The sequence below is a fragment of the Arthrobacter sp. D5-1 genome (assembly GCF_017357425.1).
Lineage (GTDB): Bacteria > Actinomycetota > Actinomycetes > Actinomycetales > Micrococcaceae > Arthrobacter.
This window is the reverse complement of the sequence record NZ_CP014571.1, coordinates 1,855,766-1,874,242: the sequence shown is the minus strand read 5'-3', so window position 1 is coordinate 1,874,242 and position 18,477 is coordinate 1,855,766. Positions and strand designations below refer to the sequence as shown.

21 protein-coding genes are annotated in these 18,477 nt (G+C 62.9%); 5 read left to right on the top strand and 16 right to left on the bottom strand.

What is annotated here, in order from left to right; translation table 11 throughout:
* Position 1 precedes the first annotated feature (1 nt).
* Positions 2–1,063, bottom strand: a complete 1,062-nt coding sequence (pheS, locus tag AYX22_RS08600) for a phenylalanine--tRNA ligase subunit alpha (RefSeq protein WP_207597052.1) — start codon at positions 1,061–1,063, stop codon at positions 2–4.
* A 192-nt stretch (positions 1,064–1,255) separates the two neighbouring features.
* Positions 1,256–2,209 (bottom strand): hypothetical protein, encoded by a 954-nt coding sequence (locus tag AYX22_RS08595; protein WP_207597051.1) that lies wholly within the window; start codon positions 2,207–2,209, stop codon positions 1,256–1,258.
* Positions 2,210–2,310: 101 nt separating this feature from the next.
* Here AYX22_RS08595 and AYX22_RS08590 point away from each other — a divergent pair, with 101 nt between their 5' ends.
* On the top strand, positions 2,311–2,754 hold the full coding sequence (locus AYX22_RS08590; RefSeq protein WP_207597050.1) for a hypothetical protein: 444 nt from the start codon (positions 2,311–2,313) through the stop codon (positions 2,752–2,754).
* A 2-nt stretch (positions 2,755–2,756) separates the two neighbouring features.
* Complete coding sequence (locus AYX22_RS08585) at positions 2,757–3,386, top strand: SIMPL domain-containing protein (RefSeq protein WP_207597049.1); 630 nt, start codon at positions 2,757–2,759, stop codon at positions 3,384–3,386.
* Here AYX22_RS08585 and pcp read toward each other — a convergent pair.
* Complete coding sequence (pcp, locus tag AYX22_RS08580) at positions 3,383–4,024, bottom strand: pyroglutamyl-peptidase I (RefSeq protein WP_207597048.1); 642 nt, start codon at positions 4,022–4,024, stop codon at positions 3,383–3,385. The two genes, AYX22_RS08585 and pcp, sit on opposite strands and share 4 nt — an antisense overlap.
* A 92-nt stretch (positions 4,025–4,116) precedes the next feature.
* Between pcp and AYX22_RS08575 the strand changes: the two genes are divergently transcribed.
* The gene (locus AYX22_RS08575; protein WP_207597047.1) at positions 4,117–5,205 is read left to right on the top strand and encodes an Rv2578c family radical SAM protein; all 1,089 of its coding nucleotides are present in this window, start codon (positions 4,117–4,119) and stop codon (positions 5,203–5,205) included.
* Between the two features lie 10 nt (positions 5,206–5,215).
* Here AYX22_RS08575 and AYX22_RS08570 read toward each other — a convergent pair whose 3' ends face one another.
* The gene (locus AYX22_RS08570) at positions 5,216–5,650 is read right to left on the bottom strand and encodes a (deoxy)nucleoside triphosphate pyrophosphohydrolase (RefSeq protein ID WP_207597046.1); all 435 of its coding nucleotides are present in this window, start codon (positions 5,648–5,650) and stop codon (positions 5,216–5,218) included.
* Between the two features lie 133 nt (positions 5,651–5,783).
* Here AYX22_RS08570 and AYX22_RS08565 point away from each other — a divergent pair, with 133 nt between their 5' ends.
* Entirely contained in the window at positions 5,784–6,992 is a 1,209-nt protein-coding gene (locus tag AYX22_RS08565) for an MFS transporter (protein ID WP_207597045.1), read from the top strand.
* Between the two features lie 27 nt (positions 6,993–7,019).
* Here AYX22_RS08565 and AYX22_RS08560 read toward each other — a convergent pair whose 3' ends face one another.
* The 4 genes from AYX22_RS08560 to infC form a co-directional block, all read right to left on the bottom strand.
* Positions 7,020–7,946: an RNA methyltransferase gene (locus AYX22_RS08560; RefSeq protein ID WP_207597044.1), complete on the bottom strand. Its 927-nt coding sequence runs from the start codon at positions 7,944–7,946 to the stop codon at positions 7,020–7,022.
* A gap of 26 nt (positions 7,947–7,972) precedes the next feature.
* Positions 7,973–8,647, bottom strand: a complete 675-nt coding sequence (gene rplT, locus AYX22_RS08555) for a 50S ribosomal protein L20 (RefSeq protein ID WP_207597043.1) — start codon at positions 8,645–8,647, stop codon at positions 7,973–7,975.
* Positions 8,648–8,766: 119 nt separating this feature from the next.
* A complete protein-coding gene (gene rpmI / locus AYX22_RS08550) occupies positions 8,767–8,961 on the bottom strand; it encodes a 50S ribosomal protein L35 (protein ID WP_011774324.1) in 195 nt (64 codons plus the stop codon).
* 121 nt (positions 8,962–9,082) lie between these two features.
* Positions 9,083–10,123 carry a translation initiation factor IF-3 gene (gene infC, locus AYX22_RS08545; RefSeq protein WP_242703572.1) on the bottom strand — a complete coding sequence of 347 codons (1,041 nt, stop codon included), beginning with the start codon at positions 10,121–10,123 and terminating at the stop codon, positions 9,083–9,085.
* Between the two features lie 392 nt (positions 10,124–10,515).
* Here infC and AYX22_RS08540 point away from each other — a divergent pair, with 392 nt between their 5' ends.
* Complete coding sequence (locus tag AYX22_RS08540; RefSeq protein WP_089597300.1) at positions 10,516–10,917, top strand: DUF1844 domain-containing protein; 402 nt, start codon at positions 10,516–10,518, stop codon at positions 10,915–10,917.
* 78 nt (positions 10,918–10,995) lie between these two features.
* Here the strand turns inward: AYX22_RS08540 and AYX22_RS08535 are convergent, their stop codons facing one another.
* From AYX22_RS08535 to AYX22_RS08500, 8 genes are all read right to left on the bottom strand, one after another.
* Entirely contained in the window at positions 10,996–12,192 is a 1,197-nt protein-coding gene (locus tag AYX22_RS08535) for an IS30 family transposase (protein WP_207597452.1), read from the bottom strand.
* Positions 12,193–12,669: 477 nt separating this feature from the next.
* A complete protein-coding gene (locus tag AYX22_RS08530; protein WP_207597042.1) occupies positions 12,670–13,974 on the bottom strand; it encodes an MFS transporter in 1,305 nt (434 codons plus the stop codon).
* A gap of 49 nt (positions 13,975–14,023) precedes the next feature.
* Complete coding sequence (locus AYX22_RS08525) at positions 14,024–14,944, bottom strand: SseB family protein (RefSeq protein WP_207597041.1); 921 nt, start codon at positions 14,942–14,944, stop codon at positions 14,024–14,026.
* Positions 14,944–15,687 (bottom strand): bifunctional 1-(5-phosphoribosyl)-5-((5-phosphoribosylamino)methylideneamino)imidazole-4-carboxamide isomerase/phosphoribosylanthranilate isomerase PriA, encoded by a 744-nt coding sequence (gene priA, locus AYX22_RS08520; RefSeq protein WP_207597040.1) that lies wholly within the window; start codon positions 15,685–15,687, stop codon positions 14,944–14,946. Before priA ends, AYX22_RS08525 begins: the two co-directional genes overlap by 1 nt.
* 47 nt (positions 15,688–15,734) lie before the next feature.
* Complete coding sequence (locus AYX22_RS08515) at positions 15,735–15,893, bottom strand: hypothetical protein (RefSeq protein ID WP_198318392.1); 159 nt, start codon at positions 15,891–15,893, stop codon at positions 15,735–15,737.
* A complete protein-coding gene (gene hisH / locus AYX22_RS08510) occupies positions 15,894–16,646 on the bottom strand; it encodes an imidazole glycerol phosphate synthase subunit HisH (protein ID WP_207597039.1) in 753 nt (250 codons plus the stop codon).
* Entirely contained in the window at positions 16,643–17,269 is a 627-nt protein-coding gene (hisB, locus tag AYX22_RS08505; protein ID WP_089594411.1) for an imidazoleglycerol-phosphate dehydratase HisB, read from the bottom strand. The genes hisH and hisB overlap by 4 nt, the downstream gene beginning before the upstream one ends.
* Positions 17,270–17,315: 46 nt before the next feature.
* Positions 17,316–18,434 carry a histidinol-phosphate transaminase gene (locus AYX22_RS08500; protein ID WP_207597038.1) on the bottom strand — a complete coding sequence of 373 codons (1,119 nt, stop codon included), beginning with the start codon at positions 18,432–18,434 and terminating at the stop codon, positions 17,316–17,318.
* Positions 18,435–18,477: the final 43 nt, after the last annotated feature.

Here is an 18,477-nt window from a genome sequence, read left to right as displayed (position 1 = left end):
GTTAGATCTCCATCCCGAAGTGCTCGCTGAAACGTACGTCGCCTTCGATCATGTCGCGCATATCGCCGACCTCGTTGCGGAACATGAGCGTGCGCTCAATGCCCATGCCGAAGGCAAAACCTGAATAGATGTCCGGATCGATGCCCGCTGCACGGAGGACGTTGGGGTTGACCATGCCGCAGCCACCCCACTCGATCCAGCGCGGACCGCCCTTGGCACCCGGGTGCCAGATGTCCAGTTCCGCGGAAGGCTCCGTGAACGGGAAGTAGTTGGGGCGCAGGCGGATGGAGGCTTCGTCACCGAACATCTGGCGGGCGAAGTGCTCCAACGTGCCGCGCAGGTCCGCCATGCTCAGGTTCTTGTCGATCGCCAGGCCCTCGAACTGGTGGAAGACAGGCGTGTGCGTGGCGTCCAACTCATCCGTGCGGAACACCTTGCCGGGGCACAGCACGTAGATGGGGACTTCACGTTCCAGCATGGAACGGACCTGCACCGGGGACGTGTGGGTGCGCATCAGCAGGTGGGCTTCCGGGGGCTCCACGAAGAACGTGTCCTGCATTTCGCGGGCGGGGTGGTCCGGCTTGAAGTTCAGCGCATCGAAGTTGAACCACTCGGACTCCACCTCTGGGCCTTCAGCGATTTCCCAGCCCATGCCGACGAAGATGTCTGAGACGCGGTCCTGAAGCGTGGACAGCGGGTGACGTGCACCTGCCCGGCGACGACGCGGAGCGGCCGTCACATCCACTGTTTCTTCGACCAGGATACGGGCGTCGTTCTCGGCTTCGAGAACCTCGGTCCGGGCAGCGAGCGCCTGGTTGACGCGGCCGCGGGAGGACCCCATGAGCTTGCCGGCGGCGGCCTTGTGCTCCTTGGCGAGCCCACCGATTTCACGGTTGGCGAGGCTCAGTGGCGACTTCTCGCCGGTGTGGGCGAGGCGGACAGCCTTGAGTTCATCAAGGGAGGAAGCAGCCGCAATTGCGGCGATGGCATCCTCGACGGCGGCGGTGATGGCGGCTTCATCCAGCGGATTCGGGATGGCAGCGCCTGGCAAAGTGTCAGTCATCTACTGTTCTTAGCTACGAGTCGGGAGCGGCCGGCAAGGCAGGCCTGCAAAACGAAAGGGCAGTGCTCGCCGCGGACGGCAGGCACTACCCTTCAGTCTAGTTGAACGTCATGGACTGGATTTAACCCACCAAGACGCGTCCCGCCATATGAACGGCACGACGGCGGAAATCGCCAGGAGTTCCTCGCCGCCCTAAGCGGGCGGTGCCATGGGCGGCGGTGGCGACTGGCCGTCGTCGTTCCGTTGGACGGGTGGCGTCGCAGGCTGCTGCTGCGTCGGGAACTGCTGGGCAGGCGGCTGCGGGACCTGGGCAGGCGGTACGGTCTGAGCCGGCGGCGCCCCAGGAGTGTAACCCTGCCCTGCCCAGTCCGCTTGAGGTGACTGCGTTGGCTGCCGGGGGTAGGAGTCCTGCTGGGGAGCGTAACCCGGCTGGCCGTACGGCGCAGCCCCTGCGAGCGCTGGCGTTTGCTGCGCGGACTTCCTGCGCAGCAGCAGGAACAGGAGAACCAACCCAGCGGCGATCACCAGGACGGCCACCAGGATCCAGATGAACCACATCGGAACGCCGGCGTTGGCTTCGGCCTTGGCCTGGACCGCAGTCTCTTTGATGGTCAGCATGTCGAAGGTGGCAGTGTTGCCGTCCACGGTCGCACCTGTTGCTTCGACGACCTTGCCGGGGAACGTGAACTTGACCGTGGCTTCGTCAAACATTGACTTTGCCATGCTGGAGGCCTGGGGATCGCTGCTGTCCATCCCGGTCACGCCGCCCATGGAGAGGACATAGAAGTCACCCTCCTTCTTCAGTTCGAAAGGGTTCTCGGAGCTGGACGACTCGGCGAGCTTCGCAGGGTCAAGGTTGGCGGCTGTGATCCGCTTGCCCTTGTACTTTTCGTCCTCGTAGTCCACCACGGTGGCACCCTCCGGGATGTCCATCTCCTGGCTGCCACTGCCGCTGCCGTTTGACTCCATGAATTCTTCAAAGGACTTATCGCCCAGTACCGACTTCTGGATCGCGTAAACAACCTCGTAGTCCACGCTTTTCTCGTTGTTCACCTTGACGGACATGTTCAGCTTGACGCAGCCGGTCAAAGCCACCATGACTGCAAGCAGGACACCCACCACGCCCACGGCGCGTTTAATGTTCATCGCGTTTCTTCCCCCATTCATTCCCCTGCACCGATGAGTGCTCGAACAGCGTATCCCTGCCGCTCATGCCGTGCCATACGCGACGGGTCTAGCATGGCTTCATGACTCCCGCGCAACGCCTGCGGCAGATCGCCAACGTCGTAAACCTGTCTACACCACTGGGACTCGCGGTAGCCGCTGCGTCCCGAAGCACCTTGACCCGCGGGCCACGCGGCCTCCTGATAGCAGCCGGGTATGGCTGGAAACTCCCCCACGCCGGAGCATTCACGCTGGGGAACGTGATCCTGTACCGGGCGCCCCATGGCGTTGCCGGAACGAACCCCGTGCTCTTGGGACATGAGGAGCGGCACAGCACCCAGTACGCCTACTGCCTGGGACTTCCGTTCCTTGCCCTCTACGGCGTCGCCGCCGCGTGGTCCATGCTGCGCAGCGGGAATCCGGGCTCGAGCAACTTCTTCGAGCGCCAGGCCGGCCTCGCGGCGGGCGGCTACATCGACCACCACAACCGGCCGGACGGACCTGCCGGCCATCGAATCGAGGCATAAGCATGAAGCGAACCATCACCGTAACGGGGACTGCGAGCGCCACAGCAGTTCCGGACCTGGTCACGTTGACGCTTGGCGTGGAAACACGCCGGGACACTGCCACCAAGGCCTACGACGACGCCGGGAAGGCGGCCGGCGCTGTCGCGGCCAGTTTGCGGGAGGCCGGCGTCACGGACGTCGACCTGCGGACCAGCGGCCTGAACCTTCGGGCCGAGCTGGTGTGGGTGGAAGGCCAAGGCCAGAAGGTCACAGCGTATGTGGCGTCCACCACGCTGCAGGTGGGAATTCGCTCACACGCGGATGCACCGGAAGCCATCGCCGCGGCAGTGGCGGCCGGTGGCGACGACATCAGGATCAATGGGATCGAGCAAGGCTTCGCCGATGCAACCTCGGTGACCGCACAGGCGCAGGAAGCGGCTTGGCTGGACGCACTGGCACGTGCCCAACAGTACGCATCGCTGGCTTCTGCCCGGCTGGGGCAAGTGAAATCCATTGCCCAAGAGCCCGTCCATGGCGCACCCATTCCTCTGGGCGGGATGGTAAGGGCATCTTTTTCCGCTGAATCCCTGCCCGTTGAAGCCGGAGAGTCCTCCGTCACCGCCAGCGTCACTGTGGAATGGGAGCTTCTCTAGTGGATGGCGCCGGCACCCAAGGCAGCGTCCACCTGCGTCTGTAGGGCCGTCCGTACCACGACGGCAAGACCCTCCGCCATGGATTCCAAGGGCATGGACGGGGTACCGCTTTCCGGGGACACCTGTTCCGGGAGATAAGGGATGTGCACGAAACCGCCACGGATGGTTGGGGTCGATGCGAGCAAATGCATCAACGCGTAGAAAAGGTGGTTGCAGACGTATGTTCCTGCCGACTGCGAAACCTCGCCCTTGATTCCAGCAATCTGGAGGTCCCGCAACGCGGCCTTAATGGGCAGGGTAGAGAAGTACGCTGCCGGGCCACCGGGGACTACTTCCTCGTCCACAGGCTTCTGGCCCTTGTTATCGGGGATCCGTGCGTCATCGCAGTTGATGGCCACCCGTTCCAAGGATATCCGTGCACGTCCGCCGGCCAATCCCACACAGATCACAAGGTCCGGCTTAGTGGTGGCCATTGCCTCGGTGAGTGCTGCGGCCGAGTCACCAAAGACGCACGGCAGCTCCCGGGCTTCGACATCCAGGCCTTCAGCCCGCAGAATGTCCCGTGCGCGGCGCACCGCATGCCAGGAAGGATTGACATCGTCCCGGCCAAACGGTTCGAAGCCAGTCAGCAGAATCATGGGCCAACCTTAGCAACGCTTGGCCCTCGGCTTTCCTTAATTCACCTCGGCGGTCCTTGACATTCATTCGAACATACCTTCGAATGGAGTTCATGAGATGGGACGCACAAGCACTGTCACCCAAGCGTGGACCGGCGTCCGACGACGGCGGCTCTCCAGTTCCAGGCCCTGCCCCGGCCATGGATGCGTTGCTGCCGCTGGCCGGGCTGGTGCGTTCCATCTCAACACCCGAATTCTCCGGAGTCACCTTTCATGAGGTCACCGCAAAGTCAGTGCTCAACAAGGTGCCTTCGGGCTCTGCCATGCCGTTCGAATGGACGGTGAACCCTTACCGCGGCTGCAGCCACGCGTGCGTCTACTGCTTTGCCCGCAAGAGCCATACCTATTTGGAGTTCGACGCCGGGCGTGACTTCGATTCCCAGGTGGTGGTGAAGATCAACGCCGCCGAAGTCCTCCGGAGGGAACTCACAAAACCCTCCTGGAAAAGGCATCAAGTGGCCTTGGGGACCAACACCGACCCCTACCAACGCGCCGAAGGCCGTTACGCCCTGATGCCCGGAATCATCCGTGCGCTGGCGGACTCGGGCACACCCTTCTCCATCCTGACCAAGGGCACCCTGCTGGCCCGGGACATCCCACTGCTTAAGCACGCTGCCACCATGGTGCCCGTGGACCTCGGAATCTCGCTCGCCATGACCAATGAAGATCTCGCCGAGCTGGTGGAACCCGGTACCCCCTCCCCCAGGGCACGGCTCAAACTGATTTCCCGGCTCCGGGATGCTGGACTGGGTTGCGGCGTCATGGCGATGCCCATCCTGCCGTGGCTGACCGACTCGGACGAAGCCCTCGATTCGTTGTTCAGCGAACTGGCCAAAGCCGGCGCCACGGGCGTCACCGCCGGAGCCCTCTACCTGAAGCCAGGAACGCGGGAGTGGTATATGCAGTGGCTGGCGGCCCAGCACCCCGAACTCGTCGGCAAGTACCGCCGCCTCTACGGCCAAGGCTCTTACGTTTCCAAGGAATACAGCACCTGGCTGACCGGCCGGATCACCCATTTCAAAGCGAAGTACGGCTACACCCGGACTTCAGGATTCAGCCACCGCAACGCCCGCCCGGCGCAGGGGTCCGCCGCCCCTGAGGTGGGCGCAGGCACACTCCCAGGACAGCAGCCGCTCTTCTGAGCCGGCCCTGTTATGCAGGTGCGACTACGCGGTCAAGCAGAGCCCGGACAATGGGGAAGTCCGCCGGGATCCAAGGAAGGCTCAGAGCTTCAATACCGCCCCTCAGCGAAACCCACCGCAGTTCATCGTGGTCTTCCAGCGGAGCGGGCTCGCCAGCTGTCAGTTCCGCAAACCAGACCCGCATTGCGGCCCGATCGTTGAGGACCCACCCTTCCGGTTGACCTGACTCCAACTCGTGTCCCAGCTGAACCTCAATGCCAAGCTCCTCGGCCAGTTCCCGATGCAGGGCGGCCTCTGCAGTCTCGCCGGCCTCCACCTTGCCCCCCGGAAATTCCCACATACCGGCAAACTGCGGTGGTGCTGAGCGGCGCGCAGCAAGAAGGCGGGTGGGTACTTCAAGGGAGTCGACGATCGCAGCGCCAACAACATTTATCAGTGCAGTCACTCCCCCAGTCTAGGGGCGGCCACTTGATGGGCATCGTCACATTCCTGCGTCAACGACAAGCCACGGGACTAAACTTGTTATCGGATTTTCTCCGCATTCCCCAGCCCACAAGGCACCCTCAAGAAACAGGCTTATGACTACCACTGTGTCCCCGTCCACCGACGCTAAAGCAACAAGGCGCCACCTTGGCCTGGCCATCCTGGCGTTGGCCATGGGCGGGTTCGCCATAGGTACTACCGAGTTCGCCATGATGGGCCTCCTGAAGGAAGTGGAGGAGGGACTCGGCATCAGCACACCTGAGGCAGGAAACCTGATTTCGGCCTACGCCCTTGGCGTGGTCATCGGCGCACCGATCTTCGCCGCATTCGGGGCCAAGCTCCCCAAGAAGCACCTCGCCTTGGGACTCATGCTCTTCCTTTCATTGGCGAACCTGACATCCTTCATCGCACCGGACTACGGCTTCATGCTGCTCTCCCGCTTCGCCTCGGGCCTTCCGCACGGAGCCTTCTTCGGCGTGGCCGCCGTCATCGCCGCCGGGCTCGTTGCACCAACCAAGCGCGGGTGGGCAATCTCCATGGTGATGGCCGGCCTCACAGTTTCCAACGTCATCGGCGTGCCCTTGGCCACCTGGGTTGGACAAACCTTTGGCTGGCGGCTGCTCTTCATCATTGTTGGTGCCATCGGACTGGCGACCGTTGCCATGGTGTGGAAGTTCGTCCCCTTCGAAGCAGCCCACCCCGATGCCAGCATCCGTCGTGAACTCGGCGCCCTCAAGCGCCTGCAGGTGTGGCTGGCCCTGCTCATCGGCATCATCGGCTTCGGCGGGTTCTTCGCCGTCTACACATACATCGCCCACACCATGACATCTGTGGCAGGAATCCCCGAGAGCCTCATTCCAGCTGTCGTGGCCCTCTACGGCCTCGGCATGGTGGTGGGCAACATCGTGGGCGGGCGAATTGCCGACAAATCCGTCATGGGCACCATCTACTGGGTAATGCCGGGAATCGCCGTGGCCTTGGTGGTCTACGCCATCGCAGCGCACTGGGCCTGGGCAGCGTTCATCATGGCGTTCGTTGTGGGAGGCGTCGGTTCGATGCTGACTCCGGCGTTGCAGACACGCCTGCTGGACGCTGCCCCGGGAGCCGCGTCCCTGGCGTCCTCGCTGAACCACTCGGCCCTGAATATCGCCAATGCCCTCGGAGCCTTCCTGGGCGGCACCGTAATCGCGTGGGGCTGGGGCTACGTGGCGCCCGCCCTTGTGGGGGCGGTACTGGCCATCCTGGGCCTGGGCGTAGCCCTGCTCAGCGGCCTGCTGGAACGCAAACGACCGCTTGCCAGCTAATCCCTCGATGCTGTGCGGGCGCTGGAACTATTCCCAGGCCTCGTACAGCGCCTGCGTTGTGGCACCCTGCTGGGAGCGTGCACTGGCGTAAAGGCACACAGTGGCTGCTGTGCCCAGATTCAAACTCTCAGCCGATCCGTAGACGGGCACAGCCACGCGGTGGTCAGCGAGCGACAGCTCGGCGTCTGACAAACCCTGCGCCTCATTGCCGAACAGCCACGCCGTAGGCGCCTCAAGAGCGTACACAGAAGCTACAGAATCATTCCCCAACCTCCGGGCAGCATTTTCGTCCTGGAGCTTGTCCAGGTTCACGGTCCCGTAGCCGTCCGCGGCAAGGACGCCGATACCGCGCTCCCTGCAGCGCTCCACCAGATCCTCAACCTCGGCTCCAAGCACCACTGGGAGGTGGAACAGGGAACCGGCCGTGGATCGGACAGCCTTGGGATTGTAGATGTCCACGCTCGAGCCCGTCAGGATCACGGCATCAGCACCGGCCGCATCAGCTGCACGAAGGACCGTGCCGGCGTTGCCGGGGTCCCGCACCTGGCACATAACAGCGATCAGGCGCGGGCCGGCGTCGAGCACTGATTCCAAGCTGACGTCAACAAAACTGCACACGGCCACGATTCCTTGCGGATTCACCGTGTCCGCCATCGCGGCCAGAACTTCGTCGCTTGCAAGCCGGAGCGGCGTTCCCTGCGCGAGGTCTGCCAGTTCCGGAAGACGGTCCAGGCACGCTTCGCTGGCAAAAACTTCATGCACGACGGCGGGACCTCCCGCCGCGGTGCGCTCACGGTGCAGGCTCAACGCCTCGCGTACCGCCTGCGGACCCTCTGCGAGGAAGCGTCCGCGTTTTAAACGCGCCGGGCGCCCGGCAAGCTTGGCGACATCCCTCACCCGATCAGCTCGGGGGTTGGTCATCGAAAAGTCTTGCGGGCGCCCGGTTTCGTTCATATAAAGAACTTTAGTGGCTGTTGCGACTAGTTCTTGATCTGCTGGCGTGCTTCGCCACCTGCAGGCTCAAAGCCGGCAGCCTTTGCAGCTTCAACGGTGGAGAACCAGTATTCAGCAGCGGTGGTGTTGTACCAGGTGGAACCCGGAACGTGGTACTTCTTGGACTCGGCGTTGCCCTTGATGGCGTAGCCTTCCGGAGCCTCGTCGCCATCAGCGGCAACTGCGCCATCGATGGCGGGCTTCTCGGAGACGACAGCCTTGACAGCCGTTGCCGTGGCGGCAGCCGGATCAACCTTTGCAGCCTTCGGAGCAGCTACGGCCTTGGCGGCCGGAGCCGACGTGTCAGCCGGAAGTGCAGCCTTGGCAACGTTCACCAGAGCGGCGAAAGCGTTGGCGTCAGAGACAGCCAGTTCGGCCAGCATGCGGCGGTCAACCTCAACCTCAGCGGCCTTCAGGCCCTGGATGAGACGGTTGTAGGTGAGGCCGTTGGCGCGGGATGCAGCGTTGATGCGCTGGATCCAGAGGCGACGGAAGTCACCTTTCTTCTTACGGCGGTCACCGTAGCTGTACACAAACGAGTGCAGCAGCTGCTCTTTGGCCTTGCGGTACAGGCGCGAACGCTGACCGCGGTAACCCTTGGCGCGTTCGAGGACAACCCGGCGCTTCTTGTGGGCGTTTACCGCCCGCTTCACACGTGCCACGTGCGTACTCCTTCAGAAATCTTTATCCCAAGCTGCTACTGCCGGAAACCCGGCCGGCCTGAGAAGGCTTTTGGTGTAGTCGGCAACTGCCGGATGGCAGCAACCAAAGAACTTGGAACTTAGACGCCGAGCATCTTCTTGATGACCTTGGCATCGCCCTTGAAGACGAGCTTGTCGCCGGCGAGGCGACGGGTCAGCCTGGAGGACTTGTGCTCCAGGTAGTGACGGCGGTTGGCCTGCTGACGCTTCAGCTTGCCGGTACCGGTCAGCTTGAAGCGCTTCTTAGCACCGCTGTGGGTCTTCATCTTCGGCATGGGAACCGATCTCCTTACGTATCCACGGACGAATCCGCGATTCTTTCGCGCAGCCGGCCTGCGAGGGCCGGCATGCTGGTTGCTTGCCGGTGGAGGCGGAGCCTCCGCGGCGTTGAACTAGTTAGTTGGTCTTGCGTGAAGCAGGCTTCGGCGCGGCTTTGGGGGCCGCGGGCCGAGCTGCCGGCTTAGGAGCTGCCGGCTTGGCCATGGGCTTCGGAGCCGCAGGAACCGCGGGCTTCGGAGCGGCCGGAACCACAGGCTTCGGTGTTTCGGCCGGGGCAGCCTTCGCTGCCGGAGCCTTTTCAACCGGTGCAGCCTTTAAAGGTGCTGCCTTGGCCGGTTCAGCCTTGGGAGCCGGGGCTTCCTTGACTACGGGTGCTTCTTCGACAACAGGCGCCGGAGCTTCCTCTGCAACAGGAGCTTCCTCGACTGCCACTGCCTCTTCAACTGCCGGGGCCTCTTCAACAACCGGTGCCTCTTCGGCAACGGCTGCTTCAGCCTCGGGAGCCTCCACAGTTTCCTGCGTGGTCTCGTCTTTGCCAGCCAGCAGGCCGGCCGGAAGAAGGTCACCCAAGGTCTGCGTCAGCGGAGCCTGGTCACCAGTGGTGTCCACGTGTCCCGACGCCTTGGCCTCATTCTGGGCCTTGGCTTCTGCACGCTGGGCTGCACGGCGGGCTTCTGCCTTCGCTTCAGCCTTGTTCTTCAACGGACCGATCACCATGACCATGTTGCGGCCATCAATGCGCGGGCTGGACTCAACGATGCCAACCTCGGCAACATCCTCGGCAAACTTCTGGAGCAGGCGGATGCCCATCTCCGGACGCTGCTGCTCACGACCGCGGAACTGGATCATGGCCTTGACCTTGTCACCGGCACCGAGGAAGCGAAGTGCGTGGCCGCGCTTGGTTTCGTAGTCGTGCTTGTCGATCTTGAGGCGGAAGCGAATTTCCTTCAGAACCGTGTTGGTCTGGTTCTTGCGGGCTTCGCGGGCCTTGACTGCAGCCTCGTACTTGTACTTGCCGAAGTCCATCAACTTGCAAACAGGAGGCTTAGCCTGCGGGGCAACTTCAACGAGATCGAGATCGGATTCGGCAGCAAGACGCAGGGCGTCCTCGATGCGGACAATTCCTACCTGTTCGCCGGCAGGGCCGACCAACCGCACCTCGGGGACGCGGATACGCTCATTGATTCTTGGCTCGCTAATGTTAAAGCTCCTGTGGTTGTGGTGATATCACCGGCAAATAGAGAAGGCCCCCAATTGCTGGTGCAATCGAAGGCCTCGAAGATCGGCTGCACTCCCCTTGCGGGAAGTACGCACTATGGGTGGCTGTGCCGCCCACGTGTCCGACCAGGTACCCGGCAACCTCTTGTCCCGAAAGGGATCATGTCCCTGATGGGAACGGCTGACGCGGGTGGGAGAGAACTCCGCTTGCAAACTGAAAGACAATTCTACAGAAACAACCCGCCAAGCGCACATTGCACGTGGCGGGAGCATTACTGCTGATGTTGGCCGTGAATAACGACTTCCAGTCGGTCTGTGACAAGCTTACCAGTATGAGCACTGAAGACAGCAATTCCCGCAACTCCTACAGCGAAAACGCGGCTTCGCCTGCCGCTGATGCCGGGGTTTCCCAGCAGATCCGCGACATCGCTGAAGTCCCGGCCGTAGAAGTCATCACCACTGGCGCCGTTCACTTGATGAGCGCAGCTGCCGTGAAAGTTGGCCTGGCGGATGACCCCAACGCCGAGGACCTCAAGGATCTCGACGAAGCCCGCAAGCTGATCACAGCCCTTGCCGGCCTCGTTTCAGCAGCCGCCCCGGAGATCGGCTCACAGCACGCCGGACCGTTGCGCGATGGGCTTCGCTCTCTGCAATTGGCCTTCCGCGAGGCATCACTGATTCCCGATGCTCCAGGCAAGGGCCCCGGCGAAAAGTTCACCGGTCCGGTGAACTAGCCGGCAACTGCAACAGATTTCAACGACGGCGGGTCGACCACATGGGCGGTTTCTAGGAGTCGTTGCAACACCTGTTGGTTAGGTGGTTAGTAGTAAATCACGTAGGCGCTCGGCTGGGGTTTTCCAGCCGAGCGTTTTGCGTGGGCGGCCGTTGAGTTCCTGGGCGACGTGTTCGAGGTCTTCGGGTCCGTAGGCGGATAGGTCGGTGCCTTTGGGGAAGTATTGGCGTAGCAGGCCGTTGGTGTTTTCGTTTGAGCCGCGTTGCCAGGGGCTGGCGGGGTCGCAAAAATAGACCTGCATGTCGGTGGCGAGGGTGAAGGATTTGTGGGCTGCCATTTCGGCGCCTTGGTCCCAGGTCAGGGAGCCTCGCAGGTGTGCCGGCAATGTCGCCATTGTTTTGATGAGGCCGTCGCGGACAGTTTCGGCGGTGTGGTCGCCCGGGAGGTGGACGAGCATCACGTATCGGGTGGTGCGCTCGACTAAGGTCGCGATCGCGGACTGGTTCAGGGCCCCGGTGATGAGGTCGCCCTCCCAATGGCCGGGCACCGCGCGGTCCTCGATCTCGGGTGGTCGTTCGGAAATCATGATCATCGGGTCGACGAATCTGGGGGTGCGCTGCTCGTCCGTGCGGTGGGGTTTCCGGCGGGTCCGGCCGGTGCGTAGCGCTGCCTGGACCTCGCGTTTGAGTCCGCCCCGTGCCTGGAGGTAGAGGGCCTGATAAATGGTCTCGGTGCTCACGCGCATCTCCGGTCTGTCGGGGAATTCTTCGACCAGGGTGTGGCTGATCTGCTCTGGAGACCAGCGTAGGAGCAACTTGTCTTTCACGTAGTTGCGCAGGCCCGACTCGATGGCCAGTTTGGCGGACTTGGGCCGCCTCCGCCGGGTAGCTGCCTTGCGATGCGCTCCGTGGGGCAAGTAGCCCAGGAGGGGGTCGGTATTTCGTGCCAGCTCCCGGCTGACTGTTGAAGGCGATCTGCCGATGGTGCGGGCGATCGCCCTCACCGAGGAGCCAGCTGCCTGCAGATCCCGGATCAATTCCCGTTCCTGAACATTGAGGTATCGCGGGTCAATAGGTTTCTCTAACGCTGATACTTCCACCGGCACCACTCCTGGTGTGCCGGTGGAAGAGGTCTTAGTGGTCACACCACGTTTGTAATCGACCACCCGGCCATCCGGATAAATGCGTCGCCCACCAGACTTCCTGATCCCGCGTTCCCACTCCCGGGCGGTCTTAGGATTGACACCTACGGCGGTGATGGCTTCGCTTCGGCTCATTCCGACCTTCCGCAGCCGGAGGAATTTTTCCCGCCGGTCGGATCCTGGGGCTTTGCTGGCAATTCCCGCTTCCGAGGCCCAGCGGTGGCAGGTATTGACGTTCAAACCAAGTTCGGCAGCGGCCAGAGTCACGCTCTCCACGCGCCGGAGGACCGTGAAGAACTCTTCTTTCTGCTCTGGCGCGTACTGCGTCCTGACGACCTTCTCGTTCCGGACGCCGGCCTTCCGGCACCACTGGTAACAAGTCACCCGATTCAGTCCAAGTTCCGAAGCTGCGGCAGTGACGCTGCCAAGACGATCAAGGGCTTGAAAGAACTGAGTCCTTAGCTCAGGCGCGTACATCCGCCGGTTTACCGGTACCTTCTTTAAAGACGACACGGTCGTTGCAACTCCCAAAAATTCTGGGTGTTGCAACGACCGCTAGAACCGGCCCATGTGGTCGACCCGCCGTCGTGCTTTCTTCCGCTTGGCGTGTTGTCAGACGCGGGCCGCGCGTCGACGCAGGGAAGTCAGGACCAAGCCTGCAATACAGAGCACGACGCCTGCCAAACCGATGGCCGCGAATCCAGCTGAAGGACCCACGGCGTCGATGAAAACGCCGGCCAAAGGGGCGCCCAGCGCAACGCCGGCCGTCAGGGCAGAGCCGTACCAGCCCATTGCTTCGCCGCGGCGTTCCTCGTCCACGAGGTCGGCGACCTTCTCCGACGACGCGGACAGGACGGGTGCGCATAACAGGCCCGGCAGGAGTGACAGGAAAGCCAGGGTCCAGGTGTCCTGGGCAAATCCCATGGGGATGGTCAGGGCGGCCATGCCCAGCAGCAGCAACATGGGCGAAATGGAGCGCTTCATGGAGCCGTAGATCAATCCGCCGACCACGGATGAGGCGCACCAGAAGAAGAACACGATGCCAATTTCATTCTCGTGCCCGCCACGTTCCAGCAACCCGACGATGCTCACATCCGAGCCGCTGAGCACCATACCTGAACCGGCCGCCACCGTGAAGAGGGCAGCCACGGATGCGGTGAACCACGTGAAATTCCTGGCCACACGGCTTCGGAGGGCTGCACTGCGCGACGTTGAGGACGCCATTTCCGATGCCGCTTCCTGGACATGAGCCGGCGCCGAGGCCACCATGGCCGCTTCAGCGGCAGCTAGATCCGCTGCGGCCCGGTCCGCGGACTCCTCCGGCGTGCAGGCCGCCTCGCTTCGTGTTGGCGGGTTGAACCACATGAGGAAGAGTCCAGCCACGGAGACCGAGATACCTACCGCAGTCAGGCCTATCGCCGAGTGGCCGCTTGTGGCAACAATGGCGCCAACGGCCGGACCTATCATGAAGACGAGTTCAGTAGCGATGGAATCGAGGGCGAACGCAGACCGGCGCTGTTCCCCCTCCACCATGACTCCCAGTGACTGACGTACAACACTGAAGATCGGCAAGGTGAATAGCCCGCCGACAAAGACCAACGGCAGAAGCCACTCATAAGATACGTGCGGGACGATCGACCAGATCACAGTCTCGGAGACCACCGAGGGGATCAGGGCCTTCCTCAGGCCCACCATATCCACCCTGCGGCCCCGCCACGGCGCGCCCAAGGCGATGCCAATGGTCATCACGGCCGCTGCTGCACCCGCGGCTGCGTAGCCCTGGCCCAAGGTCAGGACGATATGCAGGGTGAGGAGAACGCCGGCAGCAGAATGCGGAATACGGGCGATCATGCCCACCACCAGCAAGCGCCGGACAGGGCGGATGGACAGCATCTCCTTGTAGAGAGCGAAATTCACTGGCTAAATCCTCTTGTTCCCCCGGGGCAGACCGGGGAACCGGCTGCCGTTAGTGCAGCCCAGGCTCCTGCGCCGCACGCTGCAATTTCACTTCAATGGAGTCAACGCCTTCAGCGAAGGAATCCATCCGTGCCCACGCCTCATTGAGTTGCGCCACCAGAGTTTGCACGGCCACCGCGTCGAGGCCATCTTCAAGGAAGAGCACCACCCGCAACTCCGGACCCGAGCCACCGCCGGACACCGTCCGCCCGTCAGCCGTCAACGACGCAACGCCTGCGCCGGGCTGCGTCTCCAGCCGGCGCACGGTCCGGAAACCTGACACGGTTGAAGCGAGAGCAGACTCCAGTTGATCATCAAGGTATGACGGCGTCCAGTCCCGCTGTTGGGCGAGGGCCCACATGGCCGGGCGTCGGACCACGAACGTGAAGTCCGACCCTGGATCCAACACCAGCAACTGCGCACCCTCGGAGACCGCGGAAAGAGCCGCGCGGGCCGCGTAAGCCGCCACGGGACGGGCTTCCCCATGCCAAGCCTCCAGCGCAGCCGCCGAAGTAAAGACGGGCATGGCTTTGCGACCATCAGGCGCCTTAAGTGTGACCAATGCCATATCCGCCTGCTTGTCAGCATGCAGCCCATCAACACCAACGGCTTCCTCTGCCAACTGCGCAACAACGGGAACAAACACCCGTGCAGTAGCCAGCGAGGCGACAACATCGGCCTCGGTTCCGGTGCCGTTGATCAAAGCGGAAATTGCGGTGACGTAGCCGGCGTCGGCCGTTCCGTCGTCGTCCTCAAAGTTATGGATCCTGGCGTCGTCCCCACTAAGGCTCCTGCCTGCCCACGGTTGCCCGGCAGAGTCAGTCGCTCCCCCGGCCCCGGCCAGGGCGGCGGCAATGTGGCCCGGCAGGTGCCGGCTGCCTGCACCAAGGTGGCCTTGGTGACCATGCGGGTGTTGGGCGTCGTGGGGCATCAGCGACGACCGGCAACGTCCAGGGCTTCGGGCAGCGTGAAGGCACCGGCATAGAGGGCCTTGCCCACAATGGCACCCTCTACGCCCAGAGGCACGAGTTCACGCAGGACGCGGAGGTCCTCAAGGCTGGAAATGCCTCCCGAGGCGACAACAGGCTTTCCGGTCTTCTCCACCATCTGCCGCAGCAGTTCCACGTTGGGCCCCTGCAAGGTTCCGTCCTTGGTGACGTCCGTGACGACGTAGCGCGCACAGCCGGCATCCTCAAGACGGGCCAGGACTTCCCAAAGGTCGCCACCCTCCTTGGTCCAGCCCCGGCCGGCAAGGGTGGTACCCCGGACGTCAAGTCCGACGGCGATCTTGTCACCGAAGCGGTCAATGGCCCTGCGGGTCCACTCGGGGTTCTCGAGCGCTGCCGTGCCAAGATTCACCCGCGCGACACCCAGCCCCAAGGCGCGCTCCAACGATTCGTCATCGCGCAAGCCACCGGACAGCTCTACCTTGACGTCCAGCTGCTTCACTACCTCACTGATGAGGTCCGCGTTGTTGCCGCGACCGAAGGCGGCGTCGAGGTCCACCATATGAACCCATTCGGCACCGGCATTCTGCCAGTTCAGGGCTGCTTCCAAAGGCGTTCCGTAGCTGGTCTCCGAGCCGGCCTCTCCTTGGAGGAGGCGGACTGCCTGGCCGTCAACGATGTCGACGGCGGGCAGGAGTTCCAGAACAGGCTGGGCAGAGGTGGTCATGTGGGTCCTTGGAGTTCGAGGTTTGACGCGTGTTCTTGGTGACCGGCTCAGTTACCGGGCAGCGTCAGGAGGTAGGCGGCCAGCAGGGACAACCCTGCCAGCACGTAGAAAGAGATGGAAACCCAGCGGGGCTTCTTCTGCTGATGGAAGGAAATACCGCCGCCCACCAGCACGCCGGCAAGGCCCATGAGGACAACAGACCACATCTAGGCGGCACCGCTTCCGGAGGTTTCCGCTGCTGGAGCAGGGGTCTTTTTCAGGCCGTCCACCCAGTTCCGCAACAGGCGCGCCCCGGCGTCCCCCGACTTTTCCGGGTGGAACTGGGTAGCGCAGAGCGGCCCATTTTCCACGGCGGCAATGAACCGTGCGCCATGCTCGGACCACGTCACCTGCGGCGGGGCCATGCGGGGCTGCACAACGTCGAAGTTCCATTCCTGCACACCGTACGAGTGCACAAAATAGAAACGCTCCTGCTCGACGCCGGCAAAAAGCTTGGATCCTTCCGGGACATCCACGGTGTTCCACCCCATGTGCGGGACGACGGGAGCAGGCAGGAGCTCCACCTTGCCAGGCCACTCGGCCATGCCCTCGGACTCGGTGCCGTGTTCCACACCGGCTTCAAACAGAACCTGCAGACCAACACAGATGGCCAGCACAGGCCGGCCGCCGGCGACCCGGCGTCCGATCATCCGGATGCCATCCACGGCCTTGAGTTCCTTCATGACGGTCTCGAAAGCACCGACACCGGGAACCACCAGGCCATCGGCGTTAAGCACGTCTTCAGGCTTGGAGCTCAGCACTACATGGGCGCCGGCACGCTCCAGTGCCCTCACAGCCGAACGTACGTTGCCCGAACCATAGTCGAGCACCGTGACGGTGGGCTTGCCTTCCGGGGACTCGGGCTTGACCGAAGCGATGGTGTCGGCGACTGCCCCGTCCTTCAGGACCTGACCGCTCACAATGCCCCCTTGGTGGAGGGGATGCCCTCGACCCTGGGATCGGATTCCACTGCAGCACGGAGTGCCCGGGCAAAGGCTTTGAATTGGGCTTCCACGATGTGGTGGGGATCGCGGCCGGCGAGAACGTTCATGTGCAGGCAAATCCCGGCGTGCAGGGTAATGGCCTCGAAAACGTGGCGGGTCAATGAACCAGTGAAGTGACCACCAATCAAGTGGTACTCCTGGCCGGCCGGCTCTCCGCCGTGAACGAGGTACGGGCGGCCGGAAACGTCCACCACAGCGTGGGCAAGGGCCTCATCCAGAGGAACAGTGGCTTCGCCGAAGCGGCGGATGCCCGCCTTGTTGCCCAAAGCGGTCCGCAGCACCTCGCCAAAGGTGATGGCAACATCTTCAACGGTGTGGTGGGCGTCGATGTGGGTATCGCCGGTGGCCTTCACGGTCATGTCAATCAACGAGTGCTTGCACAGCGCCGTCAGCATGTGGTCGTAGAACGGAACCGAGGTGCTGATGTCCGAGACACCTGATCCGTCCAGGTTGATCTCCACCAGGACGGAGGATTCGCTGGTGGTGCGCTCCATGCGCGCGGTGCGGGCAGCGGACGGCGTGGCGCCGGTTTCGCTCATTGGGACGTCCTTATACACGAAGAGTGGGTTGGGTCTATGGACAAGTTTAGGCGGGCTGTGACGCCCCGCCGTCCAGCAGCGCTTCCAGCGCCTCGAGGAAGGCCGTGGTTTCCGGTTCGGTTCCAGCAGTGACCCTGAGGTGGCCGGGAATCCCGACATCGCGGATCAGCACGCCGGCGTCAAGCAGGCCCTGCCAGATCGTGTGAGGATCCTTGAGTCCGCCGAAGAAGACATAGTTGGAGTCCGACTCCGCAGGTTTCAAGCCCATGCGCAGGAGCTCGGTCACAATCCGGTCGCGCTGGACTTTAATGTCCTCAACGTCGGCCATGAGGGCCTCCCGGTGGTTGAGCGCAGCCAGGGCGGTTGCCTGGGTAACAGCGGACAGGTGGTACGGAAGCCGGACCAGCCGGATGGCATCCGTGACCTCGGGAGCAGCAGCCATATAGCCCAGTCGGGCACCGGCAAGGGCAAAGGCCTTGCTCATGGTGCGGGAAACGATCAGACGCTCGCGTCCCGGCAACAAGGTCAGGGCGCTCGGGGTATTGTCGTGTGCGAACTCGTGGTAAGCCTCGTCCACGATCACTATTGCCTGGCTGGCTTCGCCTGCCTCATAAACAGCCTCAACGACATCCAGCCCCAGACCTGTTCCCGTGGGATTGTTGGGTGAACACAGGAACACGATGTTGGCACCTGTCTCCCGGACCTGTGCAGCGGCGGAGGCAGCATCGAGGCCGTAGTCGTCAGCCCTGACTCCGCGGACGTATTCGGTATCCGTGCCGCTGGCCAGCAACGGGTACATGGAATACGTGGGCGGGAATCCCAGTGCTTTCCGGCCGGGTCCGCCAAATGCTTGGAGGATCTGCTGCAGAACCTCATTGGAGCCATTGGCTGCCCAGATGTTGTCCGGGGAAAGATTGTGACCAAGGTAGTCGGCCAGCGCCTGGCGAAGTTCCGTGAACTCCCGGTCCGGGTAGCGGTTGAGCCCCGTGGCCGCAGCAGCAACAGCTTCTGTGATGGCTGCCTGCACATCAGCCGGGACGCCATGGGTGTTTTCGTTGACGTTGAGCAAAATGGGGACGTCAAGCTGCGGAGCACCGTAAGGGCTCAGTCCACGCAGGTTGGTCCGAAGGGGTAGTCGGTTAAGTCGCTCAAGCTGGTCACTCACCACCACAGTTTAAGGGGCCGCCGGGACTGCCGACTAACTGTGA